Annotated in this window: 8 protein-coding genes; 6 read left to right on the top strand and 2 right to left on the bottom strand. The window is 72.7% G+C overall.

What is annotated here, in order from left to right:
• The first annotated feature begins 48 nt into the window (after window positions 1-48).
• Window positions 49-2,217, top strand: coding sequence for a SpoIIE family protein phosphatase (locus ACIPRD_RS08755; protein ID WP_401561328.1), 2,169 nt, complete (start codon window positions 49-51; stop codon window positions 2,215-2,217).
• Between the two features lie 87 nt (window positions 2,218-2,304).
• Here the strand turns inward: ACIPRD_RS08755 and ACIPRD_RS08750 are convergent, their stop codons facing one another.
• The gene (locus tag ACIPRD_RS08750) at window positions 2,305-3,744 is read right to left on the bottom strand and encodes a S1 family peptidase (protein WP_401561325.1); all 1,440 of its coding nucleotides are present in this window, start codon (window positions 3,742-3,744) and stop codon (window positions 2,305-2,307) included.
• Between the two features lie 184 nt (window positions 3,745-3,928).
• Between ACIPRD_RS08750 and ACIPRD_RS08745 the strand changes: the two genes are divergently transcribed.
• From ACIPRD_RS08745 to ACIPRD_RS08725, 5 genes are all read left to right on the top strand, one after another.
• On the top strand, window positions 3,929-4,342 hold the full coding sequence (locus tag ACIPRD_RS08745) for a PaaI family thioesterase (RefSeq protein WP_401561322.1): 414 nt from the start codon (window positions 3,929-3,931) through the stop codon (window positions 4,340-4,342).
• Window positions 4,343-4,809: 467 nt separating this feature from the next.
• Window positions 4,810-5,025 carry a type A2 lantipeptide gene (locus ACIPRD_RS08740; protein WP_356404879.1) on the top strand — a complete coding sequence of 72 codons (216 nt, stop codon included), beginning with the start codon at window positions 4,810-4,812 and terminating at the stop codon, window positions 5,023-5,025.
• Window positions 5,026-5,132: 107 nt separating this feature from the next.
• The gene (locus ACIPRD_RS08735; RefSeq protein ID WP_356404877.1) at window positions 5,133-5,939 is read left to right on the top strand and encodes an HlyD family efflux transporter periplasmic adaptor subunit; all 807 of its coding nucleotides are present in this window, start codon (window positions 5,133-5,135) and stop codon (window positions 5,937-5,939) included.
• Between the two features lie 113 nt (window positions 5,940-6,052).
• Window positions 6,053-8,170, top strand: coding sequence for an NHLP family bacteriocin export ABC transporter peptidase/permease/ATPase subunit (locus ACIPRD_RS08730; protein ID WP_401561905.1), 2,118 nt, complete (start codon window positions 6,053-6,055; stop codon window positions 8,168-8,170).
• Between the two features lies 1 nt (window position 8,171).
• Window positions 8,172-10,988, top strand: a complete 2,817-nt coding sequence (locus ACIPRD_RS08725; RefSeq protein WP_401561318.1) for an NHLP bacteriocin export ABC transporter permease/ATPase subunit — start codon at window positions 8,172-8,174, stop codon at window positions 10,986-10,988.
• A gap of 336 nt (window positions 10,989-11,324) precedes the next feature.
• Here the strand turns inward: ACIPRD_RS08725 and ACIPRD_RS08720 are convergent, their stop codons facing one another.
• Complete coding sequence (locus tag ACIPRD_RS08720; protein WP_356408964.1) at window positions 11,325-11,759, bottom strand: protease inhibitor; 435 nt, start codon at window positions 11,757-11,759, stop codon at window positions 11,325-11,327.
• Window positions 11,760-12,062 lie beyond the last annotated feature (303 nt).

Genomic DNA, 12,062 nt, shown 5'->3' with positions numbered 1-12,062 from the left:
CGGGGGAGCCTTGACATCCTGGGGGGCGACGCGCGGCCGGGCGAGGAGGTGGTCGGCGTGTCCGACGAGCCGGGGCCCGTGCGGCGCCCGGCGGCCGGCCCGGCACCGGGCGCCGGTCCGCCGCTGTCGCTCACTCTGGCCGCGATCATGCGGGAGGTGGGCGCGCACTCCGGCGCGGTCTATCTGCTCAGGCCCGAGGAGCGGATCCTGGAGATGGCGGTGATGGCCGGCATGCCCCGCGCGTTCGCCGCGCCCTGGGAGCGGGTCGGGGTCAGCGCGCCGATCCCGGTCGCGGAGGCGGTGCGGGAGCGGCGGCTGGTGTGGGTGAGCGGTGAACAGGACATGGCCCGACGCTTCCCCCGGATCGCCGTGGTGCTGCCGTACCCGTTCTCGCTGGCCGCGATGCCCGTGGCGACGGCGGACACGGTGTACGGCGCCCTGTTCGTGACCTGGCCCGGGGCGCGCCCGGCGGAGCTGTCCGGCGACGACCGGGAGCGGCTGACGTCGGCGTGCGACCGGCTCGCGCTGCTGCTGGAGCGGGCCACCGCGGAGGAGCGGCCGCCCGGCCCGGAGCCCGATCTGCTCGCGCTGCCCACGTCGGGCACCGTGGGCACCCTCGGTTCGCTCGGCTCGCTGGAGGCCGCGCGCATGGTCTCCCGGCTGCCGTACGGGCTGATGTCGCTGGACCTGCACGGCCGGATCGGCTTCGCCAACGCGGCGGCCGCCGAGCTGCTGGGCCGTTCCGCCGGGGATCTGCTGGGCACGCTGCCCTGGGTGTCGGTGCCGTGGCTGAACGACCCGGCGTACGAGGAGCGTTACCGGGACGCGCTGATCAGCCAACGGGTCACCACCTTCGTGGCGCTGCGGCCGCCGGACGAGTGGATCTCGTTCCGGATGTATCCGAGCACGACCGGGCTGAGCGTGCGCGTCGCCAGGATCCGCGCGGTCACGGAGCTGCGGCAGGAGGCGGAGCGCACGGGGGCGGGGCCCGCGCGGCTGGTGACCATCTCCCAGGTGCTGAACCTGGCCGGGGCGCTCACCGAGGCGGTGGGGGTGGAGGACGTGGTGCAGCTGGTCGCGGACGAGGTCGTGCCGGCGGTCGGCAGCCAGGCTCTCGCCGTCCTCGGGTCGCGGGGCGGACGGCTCCATGTGCTGGGGCACCGCGGCTATCCGGATCCGCGTGCCGTGCGGTGCCTCGACGGGCTGCCGCTCGGCACGTCCACGCCGGGCGCGCAGGCGCTGGACAGCGGGGTCCCGGCGTTCTTCGGGTCGGTCGAGCATCTGCGGCGCCAGTATCCCGAACGGCACCGCGCGCACGAGGCGTCCGACGGCTTCTCGGCGTGGGCCTACCTGCCGCTGATCGCGTCCGGGCGGCCGGTGGGCACATGCGTCCTCAGCTACGCCGAGCCCCGCTGCTTCCCCGCGGACGAACGGGCCGTCCTGACGAGCCTCGGCGGCCTGATCGCGCAGGCGTTGCAGCGCGCCCAGCTGTACGACGCGAAGAAGCAGCTCGCGCACGGGCTCCAGGACGCGCTGCTGCCGCACTCGCTGGCGCCTCCGCCCGGGGTGGAGGCGGCGGCGCGCTATCTGCCGGCCACCCAGGGGATGGAGATCGGCGGCGACTTCTACGACCTGGTGCCGGCGCGGCCGATGGCGGCCGCGGTGATCGGCGACGTACAGGGGCACAACGTGACGGCGGCGGCGCTGATGGGGCAGATCCGTACCGGGGTACGGGCGTACACCACGGTGGGCCAGCCGCCGCAGGAGGTGATGCGCAGCACGAACCGGCTGCTCATCGACCTCGGTGCGGAGCTGTTCGCCAGTTGTCTCTACCTGCGTCTGGACCCGGCCCGGGGGCGGGCCGAGATGGCGCGGGCGGGGCATCCGCCGCCGCTGCTCAGACGCCCCAACGGGCGGGTGCGCGTCCTGGAACTGGCGGGCGGTCCGCTGCTGGGCATCGACTCGGGGGCCACCTATCCGACGACCGAGGTGTTCCTGCCGCCCGGTTCCGTCCTCGCGCTCTACACGGACGGTCTGGTGGAGTCCCCCGGCGTCGACATCGAGCACGCCGTGGCCCGGCTGGGAGCCTTGCTGGCCGAGGTGGGCGACCTGCCGCTCGACCACCTCGCCGACCAGCTCGTCCGCCACAGCGTGGCGGCGCGGGAACGGGTGGACGACGTGGCCCTGCTGCTCCTGCGGGCCAGCGGCGACCCCTGAGCGGGGCGGGGACCGGCCGCCCGGACCGGCCCCCGGCGGTCCCGGCGGGGGCCCCGTGACCGGGGGCGCCGGGTCAGCGCGTGCCCGTCAGGACCCGTTGCCCCGGTGGTGGCGGCGCCCGGTGCCCTGGTGCTGCGCGGCACCGCTCTGGTCGCCGGCCGCGGCCGACGGGTCCCCCGCACCGGCGCTCTGGTCGCCGGCGCCGGACTGGTCACCGGCTCCGGCCTGCTCGCCCGTACCGGACTGGTCGCCGGCCGACGGGTCGGCGGCACCCGACTGGTCACCGGCACCCGCCTGGTCGCCGGCCGAGGGGTCGGCGGTGCCCGCCTGGTCGCCCGCGCCCGCGCCCGCCTGGTCGCCCGCGCCGGCGCCCGCGGCTCCGCCGGCGCCGAGGGTGGCGCCGGTGGCCTGGAGGGCGGCGGTGACCGGCTGGAAGAAGGTCTCGCCGCCGCTGGTGCAGTCGCCGCTGCCGCCGGAGGTGAGGCCGACGGCGCCGCCGTCCTGGGTGAACAGGGAGCCGCCGCTGTCCCCGGGCTCGGCGCAGACGTTGGTCTGGATGAGGCCGTTGACGGTGTCGACGCCGTTCGGGTCGGTCTCGCTCTGGAAGTTGACGGTGGCGTCGAGGCCGGTGACCTGGCCGTCGTGCAGGCCGGTGGTGGAGCCCATCCGGAGCACGGTCTCACCGACCGTGGCGTCGGCGGCCTGGGTGATCTGGACGGTCTGCCCGTCGCCGGTGTTCACCTCGCTGGGCGCCTGGGTGTTCGGGTCGTCGTACTTGACGAGGGAGAAGTCGTTGCCGGGGAAGGTGGCCTGGTCCACGGTCGCCAGGGGCTGCCCGGTCGCGGAGTCGGACCACTGCTTGGCGGCCACCCCGCAGTGACCGGCCGTCAGGAAGGCGGGGCTGCCGTCGGAGGCGGTGACGTTGAAGCCGAGGGAGCAGCGCACGTTGCCGCCCTGCACCTGGGAGAAGATGGCGTCGCCGCCGGAGACGAAGGTCCGGAAGGTGCCGGCGGACTTCTTCAGGGTCGCCATGCCGGGGCCGAGGCTCTTGACGGTCGACTCGACCTGGTTCCAGCGGGCGCCGGTCACGGAGCTGTCGGCGGTGACGACGACCTTGTTCGTGCGCGGGTCGACGGCCCAGGCGGTGCCGGGGACGGTCGCCTCCTTCTTCAGCGTGCCCGCCGCGGCACGGAGGTCGGCGGTGCTGTTGTCGACCTGGCGGACCGTCGCTCCGGCCTTCTCGGCCTGCGCGATCACGTTGTCGTCGCCGTTGACCACGTTGACGACCAGCTGCCGGCCGACGCCGTCGTAGTAGGAGCCGGCGAAGGCGCCGCCGAGCAGCTTCTGGAGCTGGGCGGCGAGGTCCGAGGCGTCCGCGGCCTTCAGCGTCCTGGCGGTGCCGGCGGCCTGTGAGGTCTTGTCCTGCGAGGCGTTGGCGTTGGGCAGCAGGAGGGCCGCCGCTCCGAGTGCCGCGACACCGCCCACGGCTATCGCTGCCTTGCGCTTGGGCATTCGCTTGTGACTCAAACTTCTCGACCTCCTGGATACGTGGTACTGCCCGCGTCGGGCAGTCGTTCGGGGGGCGCCTGGATGGCTGTAGGTACGGGAGGTGCGGGCGGTGCGTTCAATTCCGTTTCCGGTCCTCCGACGCGCCGGAGTGAATCGGCCACGCTCCGCGTGCCGGACGGCGGGGCCGGGAACACTCCGCCGTATGACGATGACCAGCGCCGAAGCCGAGAAGATCCTGTCCGCCAACTTCGCCCCCTGGGTGCTCGATCTGGGGCTGTCGGTGGAGGCGGTGGGCGAGGACCGCGCGGTCCTCAGGCTGCCCTGGTCGGACCGGCTGGCCCGGGAGGGCGGCGGGATGTCGGGGCAGGCGCTGATGGCGGCCGCCGACACGGCGACGGTGATCGCGGTCTCGGCCGCGCGGGGCGGCTTCGTGCCGATGACGACCGTTCAGCAGTCGACGTCCTTCCAGCGGGCCGTGACCGGCGCGGACGTGACCGTGGAGGCGGTTCTGACCAAGCTGGGCCGCAGGACGGCGTTCGCGGACATCACCTTGAGCGACGCGGCGTCAGGTGCGCTCGCGGCGCGGGCGAGCACGGTCTACGCGATCCTCGGCTGATCCGTTCCGGACGGATACGCTCAGCGACCCGACGGCAACGTTCTGTTCGGGTCACGTAGCGGAATCCCTGCTTCAGGGAATCTGCACATCGGCTACCCAAGCGGGTCACGGGCGTCAGGGGATCTGCACATCCACTTACCCCCGGTCACACCTTTGGCGCGGAGTGCCGGATTCGCCGCCGCGCCGGCCGGGGAGCCGGTGCGGCGAAGTCGCGTGGCATGTGAAGGAGTCGCCGACATGTCGTGCGCGCGCCTGCACGGATGAGCCCGAACTCGCGTCAAATTCCCTGGTGAGGGGCTTGGTTGATTGGAAGCGGGCGCGGCGTGCGTGCTTTGATCCATCGCGTCGCAGGGTCGTCCCGGGCTCCCGGAGACGGGCGTCCGGCGCCCCGCGGTCGCGGCCGTCATCTGTCCCCAGAGGGGGCCGCTCCCCCCTTGTGAGATATCCATACGAAGGGAAGTTCCCCCATGAACTCCACCCCCCAGGTTGAGACCGTCGAGATCTCGGACGCCGAGCTGGACAACGTCTCCGGCGGTCTGGCCCTGAACGCCCTCAACACCGTCACCGGTGTCGTCAACGGCGTGGCCCCGGTCACCCCCATCGTCGACAGCGTCGTGGGCACGGTCGAGGGTGTCACCGGCCTCAACACCCAGCCGGTCTCCGGCCTGGTCGCCGGTCTCTGACCGCACCTCGGTGTCACCGAAGTCCCGGAGCCGCGACGCGGCTCCGGGACTCTCGGGCGTCCCGAAACATGTCGTGACGATGTCTCTCCACGGGTGAGGGAAGTTCCGTGCAGTTCCGCCAACAGGCCCTCTCCAAGCTCCAGTCACCGGAGGAGCTCGATCTCCCGGTGCGTCTGGCGCGCCCGCAGGGCTGGCTCGCGCTGGGTGTCACCGTCGTCGTCATGGCGGCGGCCTCGGTATGGGCGGTGACCGGTTCGGTCGCCTCCACGGTCGGCGCGCCGGCCATCCTCACGCACGGGCAGGGCAGTTATCTGCTCCAGAGTCCCGTGGCCGGCCAGGTGACGGCCGTGCTCGCCAAGGAGGGCGAGCGGCTGCCCGTCGGCGCCCCCGTCCTCAAGGTCCGTACGGACCAGGGCGATTCGGTGATCCGGACCGTCGCGGCGGGGCGTGTGACCACGCTCGCCGCCACCATCGGGCAGATCATCCGGACCGGCGCGAACGTCGCCGCAGTCGAGAAGGTCGCGCACGCCGGCGACCCGCTGTACGCGACGGTGTACGTGCCCGCCGAGAGCGCCGCGTCCGTCCCGGCGCACGCCGCCGTGGACCTGACCGTGTCCTCCGTGCCCGCCCAGCAGTACGGCGTGCTGCGCGGCCATGTGAAGTCCGTGGACCGCGGCGCGCAGTCGGCCCAGTCGATCGGCGCGTTCCTCGGCGACAGCCAGCTCGGGCAGCAGTTCACCAGCAAGGGACGCCCCGTGGCCGTCCTGGTCACGCTCGACCGGTCCGCCGCCACGAAGAGCGGCTACCACTGGTCGTCCGCCGGCGGTCCGCCGTTCGGACTCGACTCCATGACCCTGGCCACGGGTTCGATCCGGCTGGCCGACCAGCGCCCCGTCGATTGGCTCCTGCCGTGACCGTCCAGACCGGTGAATCCCAGGAGACCCGCGGCCGCAGGCGGGCCGCCCCGGCCCGCCGCCCGGTCCCCAAGTCCCGTACCGGCACCGTCCGCACGCCCACCGTGCTGCAGATGGAGGCCGTCGAGTGCGGCGCCGCCTCGCTGGCGATGGTGCTCGGCCACTACGGCAGGCACGTGCCCCTGGAAGAGCTGCGCATCGCCTGCGGTGTGTCCCGCGACGGCTCGCGCGCGAGCAACCTGCTGAAGGCGGCCCGCAGTTACGGGCTGACCGCCAAGGGCATGCAGATGGACCTGGCCGCCCTCGCCGAGGTGCGGGCACCGGCCATCCTGTTCTGGGAGTTCAACCACTACGTCGTCTTCGACGGCATGGGGCGCCGCTTCGGCCGGCGCGGGGTGTACATCAACGACCCCGCCAAGGGACGCCGGTTCGTGCCCATGGAGGAGTTCGACGGCAGCTTCACCGGTGTGGTGCTGGTCCTGGAGCCCGGTGAGGAGTTCACCCGGGGCGGCCGGAAGTCCGGCGTGCTCGGCGCGATGCCGGCCCGGCTGCGCGGCACCGCGGGCACCCTGCCCGCGGCCGTGCTGTCCAGCCTGCTGCTGGTCGCGGTGGGCGCGGCGACGCCCGCGCTGAGCCGCACGTACATCGACACGTTCCTCATCGGCGGGCAGACCTCGCTGCTGGGCGTGCTGTTCGCGTCGATGGCCACCTGTGTGCTGCTCACCCTGGTGCTGACCTGGCTCCAGCAGGCCAACCTGCTGCACGGCCGGATCATCTCCTCCACCCTCTCCAGCGCCCGCTTCCTGCGTCATCTGCTGCGGCTGCCGGTGACGTTCTTCTCCCAGCGCAGCCCGGCCGACCTGGTGCAGCGCCTGCAGTCCAACGACGCGGTCGCCGAGACCCTGGCCCGCGACCTGGCGGCGGCGGGCGTCGACGCGATCGTGGTCGTGCTGTACGCCGTGCTGCTGTACACCTACGACCCCCAGCTGACCTTCCTCGGCATCGGCGTCGCGCTGCTGAACGTGGTGGCCATGCGCATGGTCGTACGGCTGCGGGCGACCCGGACGGCGAAGCTGCGCGCGGACACCGCGCGGCTGACCAACACCTCGTACAGCGGTCTGCAGCTGATCGAGACGATGAAGGCGACCGGTGGCGAGGACGGCTACTTCCGCAAGTGGGCCGGGCAGCACGCCACCACCCTGGAGGAGCAGCAGCGGCTCGGGGTGCCGAGCGCCTGGCTGGGCGTGGTCGCGCCGACGCTCGCCACGGTGAACAGCGCGCTGATCCTGTGGATCGGCGGCATGCGGGCGGTCGAGGGGCACATCTCCGTCGGTCTGCTGGTGGCCTTCCAGGCACTGGTGGCCCGCTTCACGGCCCCGCTCACCCGGCTGAACGGTGTCGCGGGCCGCATCCAGGACTTCGCCGCCGACGTGGCCCGGCTGAAGGACGTGGAGAACTTCCAGGCCGATCCGCTCTACGCCCGGCCGGGCGGGGGCGACAACACGCGCCGGCTCCAGGGGCACGTGGAACTGGAGAACGTCACCTTCGGCTACAGCCCGCTGGACAAGCCGCTGCTGAGCGGGTTCGACCTGGTCGTGGGACCGGGTCAGCAGGTGGCTCTCGTGGGCGGTTCGGGCAGCGGCAAGTCGACGGTGTCCCGGCTGATCTCCGGCCTGTACGCGCCGTGGGACGGCGTGATCCGCATCGACGGCCGCCGCCTGGAGGACATCCCGCGCGGCGCGCTCGCCTCCTCGGTGTCCTTCGTCGACCAGGACGTGTTCCTGTTCGAGGGGTCGGTCCGCGACAACGTGGCCCTGTGGGACCCGTCGATCCCGGACGAGGCGGTGGTGGAGGCGCTGCGGGACGCGGCGCTGTACGACGTGGTGACGCGCCGGCCCGGCGGCATCCACAGCGGTGTCGAGCAGGACGGCCGGAACTTCTCCGGCGGGCAGCGGCAGCGGCTGGAGATCGCGCGGGCGCTGGTGCGCCGGCCGAGCATCCTCGTCCTGGACGAGGTGACCAGCGCGCTGGACGCGGAGACCGAGCTGGTCGTGATGGACAACCTGCGCCGGCGCGGCTGCGCCTGCGTGGTGATCGCCCACCGGCTGAGCACCGTCCGCGACAGCGACGAGATCGTCGTGCTCCAGCACGGCACCGTCGTCGAACGCGGGCGGCACGAGGAGCTGGTGGCGCGCGGCGGGACGTACGCCGCGCTGGTCAGGGAGCGATGAGATGACTTCCGTGCACGAAGGGGACCTCGTCCTCGGCGCCCTGGGTTCGCTGGGCACACCGGTGGACTGCGCCGGCTTCAACCGGCTCGACCTCGAAGGCCCGCAGGTGCTGTGGCTGGTCGCGGCCGGCGCGCTGGACCTGTTCGCGGTGGACGCGGCCCAGCAGGGCCACTGGCACCACCTGGGACGGCTGGAGCCGGGCGCGCTGCTGCTCGGTCCGGTCGCGGGACCCCAGCACACGCTGGTGGCCCGTCCGGTGCGGGACTGCGTGGTGCGCCGCGTCGACCTGCGCGAGCTGTACCAGACCGCCGACACCCAGACCTGGTCGTACGACGAGTACGGCAACCCGCAGTACGTCCCGCCGACGTCGAGTCCGCTGGAGTACGCGCTCGCGCTGGGCGTCGGCCGCGGTCTGTCCGTGCTCTTCCAGGCGCCGATGGCCGAGGAGCGGACGACGGCGCCCTCGGACGACGACGTGTTCTGGATGCAGGTGCCCCCGGGCAGCGTCCAGTACGGCTCGGCGTACGGCGCCGAGGCCGCGGCGGACCTGCTGATGGACCCCGCGCTGTGGCAGAGCATGGTCGATCAGCAGTACCGGCTGCTGACCGCGCTGGACCGCTGGATCGAGCAACTGGAGCGCACGCACGAGACGCGGGCGGCGGCCGGCATCAAGGCCGGTGAGGCGGTTCGCGCCCAGGCCGACCGTACGCTGCTGGCCTCGATCGGCAAGCGTTCGTCCCGCCCGGCCACGGCGGCCGACGCCGACGCCGGGTACGCGGCCTGCAAGCTCGTCGCCGAGGCGGCCGGGATCAGGCTGGCCGAGTCGGCCCACAGCGGCAGCGAGAGCGAACGGCTCGACCCGGTCGAGCGGGTGGCCCTGGCCTCCCGGGTGCGTACGCGCGCCGTGCGCCTGGACGGCCGCTGGTGGCGGGAGAACGTGGGGCCGCTGGTCGGGCACCGGGCGCTGTCGGGGGCGCCGGTGGCGCTGCTGTGGCGGCGCGGCGGCTATGTGGCCGTGCATCCGGGCACCGGGCGCGAGACCCCGGTCGAGAAGGCGAACGCGGAGGAGTTCGAGCCGCGCGCGGTCATGTTCTACCGGGCGCTGCCGGAACGCCGGCTCGGTCCGCTCGAACTGCTGCGGTTCAGCCTGCGCGGGACCCGCGGCGACGTGGTGAACCTGCTGCTCGCGGGGCTCGTGACGGTGGCGATCGGCGCACTGGTGCCCATCGCCACGGGCAAGGTGCTCGGCGAGTACGTGCCGAAGGCGCAGACGGGTCTGATCGTCCAGGTCTGCCTGGCCGTGATGATCAGCGGCATCGTGTCGGCCGTGTTCACGCTGCTGGAGAACCTGACGATCCTGCGGCTGGAGGGCCGTATCGAGGCGGCGCTCCAGCCGGCCGTCTGGGACCGGCTGCTGCGGCTGCCCACGCGGTTCTTCACCCAGCGTTCCACGGGCGAGCTGGCCAGTGCCGCGATGGGCATCAGCTCGATCCGGCGGCTGCTCGCGGGAGTCGGGCCGGTGGTCGCGCAGTCGGTGACCGTCGGCGCGATGAACCTGGGTCTGCTGTTCTGGTACAGCGCGTCGATGGCGTTCGCGGCGATCGGGATGCTCGTCGTCATCGCCGCGGTCTTCCTGGGGCTCGGGCTGTGGCAGGTGCGCTGGCAGCGGCGGCTCGTGACGCTCGGCAACAAGCTGAACAACCGGGCGTTCCAGACGCTGCGGGGGCTGCCGAAGCTGCGCGTCGCGGCGGCGGAGAACTACGCGTACGCCGCCTGGGCGGGCGAGTTCGCGCGCAGCCGGGAGCTCCAGCAGAAGGTCGGCAAGATCAAGAACCTCACCTCGGTGCTGGGCGCGGTCTACCTCCCGGTGTGCACGCTGCTGATGTTCATGCTGCTGGCCGGTCCGGCCAGGGGCGCGATGTCTGCGGCCTCCTTCCTCACCTTCAACACCGCGGTGACGATGGTCCTGACCTCGGTCACCCAGCTCACCGGCGCCTTCGTCTCGGCCGTGGCCGCGCTGCCGCTGTTCGAGGAGATCAAGCCGGTGCTGGAGGCCACCCCCGAGGTGCGCAACGCCAGCACCCGGCCGGGTGCGCTGTCGGGCGGCATCGAGGCCCGGCGCCTGTCCTTCCGGTACGCCGACGACGGCCCGCTGGTGCTGGACGACGTGTCGTTCTCCGTGCGTCCGGGCGAGTTCGTGGCGGTCGTCGGCCCCAGCGGCTGCGGCAAGTCCACCCTGCTGCGCCTGCTCATCGGCTTCGACAGGCCGGTCTCCGGCAGTGTGCTGTACGACGGTCAGGACCTCGCGGCACTGGACCAGTCGGCGGTGCGCCGGCAGTGCGGTGTGGTGCTCCAGCACGCCCAGCCGTTCACCGGTTCGATCCTGGACGTCATCTGCGGCACCGAGCCGTACACGCAGGAGGAGGCGATGGCGGCCGCGGCGATGGCGGGTCTGGCGGAGGACATCCAGCGGATGCCCATGGGCCTGCACACCATCGTGGCGGGCAACGGCGCGATCTCCGGCGGTCAGCGCCAGCGTCTGATGATCGCCCAGGCCCTGATCCGGCGCCCGCGCATCCTCTTCTTCGACGAGGCCACGAGCGCCCTCGACAACGACACGCAGCGCGTCGTCATCGAGAGCACCCGCAAGCTGAACGCCACCCGTGTCGTCATCGCCCACCGGCTGTCGACGGTGCTGGACGCGGACCGTGTCGTGGTGATGGAGGACGGCAAGGTCGTCCAGCAGGGCACGCCCGCGGAGCTGCTCGCCGACACCCAGGGCCGGCTGCACGAACTGGTGCGCCGGCAGATGACCTGAGGACGGCGGACCATGGCCGGCGCGGGGCGCGGAACACCGACGGCTCGGGGCGCGGAACACGGGCGGCTCGGGGCGCGGAACACGGGCGGCGGCCGGTGCACAGGGCACCGGCCGCCGCCGTTCGCTTTCGTATGCAGGCTGATTGAAACCTGTTGTTTCCGGCCGCTTCCCGGGCGGCCCCCCACGGGCCGGCCCGGGAAGCGGTGGTGCCACCGGGGGCGGGAGACCCCACTCCGCCCGCCTGCCCCGGTGCGAGATCGCGGATTTCCCCGGCCCAGGGGCCGCACTCCCCAGTCACGAGCCTGATCCGGTGTCACGGGGACCGCGATCCCGGTCCTAGAACGCGAAGACGCTGCTGTTCAGCGCGTCCTTCGCGCAAGCGTTGCCGAAGGTCCGTTCGTACGAGACCCGCTTCCCCTGCCAGACCCCCTCGACCGTGACGACGACGGGGTCGTACCGCTTGGTGCACCGCACGTCGTCGCGGCTCTGCAGGGCCGCGAAGTCACCGCCGACGCCGCGCAGTTCGGCGCAGGCCAGAGGTGCGGCGGGGTGGGTTCCCGACGGCGCCGGGGCGCAGTTGAGGGTGACGGCGCGCTCCGGGGTGGCCGTGGCGGCGGTGTCTCCGTGTCCCGTGGTGAGCACCAGCGCCGAGGGGGCGTAGAGCGACGGGGTGACGGAGTCGGGTGCGGCGCCGGCGGCCCCGGTCAGGGGCCCGCAGACGGCGGTGGCGGCGAGTGTCAGAGTCGCCGCCCAGCGCGCGGTGTTCCGCATGGTGTGCTTCCTTCCGCTCGAACGGACTGGACGCCGTTCCGGGCCGGTGGGCCCTCGATCGGCGAGCGCCACTCTGCCGATTCCGCCGCCGAAACACACATCGACCCCACAGGTTTGAGTAACCTTGCGTGTTGAATCAGTGGCGCGAAGTCACGGAATTCGAACACGTCGACCGGGCAAATAGGCGGCTCTTGATCGCCGGACACCGCCCGATGGCCGAAAAACACTTCTTCGTTAATAGGCCTGAAACATTCCGGCCGCGAGGATGCCGAACCCCTTCACGCCCCCTTCACGACTTCTCGC

Origin of the sequence: Streptomyces sp. NPDC090108, assembly GCF_044747185.1 — a bacterium.
GTDB lineage: Bacteria > Actinomycetota > Actinomycetes > Streptomycetales > Streptomycetaceae > Streptomyces.
Note: the sequence above shows the minus strand (reverse complement) of the source record. Positions and strands in the feature narration are given on the sequence as shown.

Excerpts from the sequence above, each read along its gene's own strand:
- ACIPRD_RS08740 (WP_356404879.1), top strand. The coding sequence starts at position 4,810 with ATGAACTCCACCCCCCAGGTTGAGACCGTCGAGATCTCGGACGCCGAG.
- ACIPRD_RS08730 (WP_401561905.1), top strand. The coding sequence starts at position 6,053 with ATGGAGGCCGTCGAGTGCGGCGCCGCCTCGCTGGCGATGGTGCTCGGC.
- ACIPRD_RS08720 (WP_356408964.1), bottom strand. The coding sequence starts at position 11,759 with ATGCGGAACACCGCGCGCTGGGCGGCGACTCTGACACTCGCCGCCACC.
- ACIPRD_RS08725 (WP_401561318.1), top strand. The coding sequence starts at position 8,172 with ATGACTTCCGTGCACGAAGGGGACCTCGTCCTCGGCGCCCTGGGTTCG.
- ACIPRD_RS08745 (WP_401561322.1), top strand. The coding sequence starts at position 3,929 with ATGACGATGACCAGCGCCGAAGCCGAGAAGATCCTGTCCGCCAACTTC.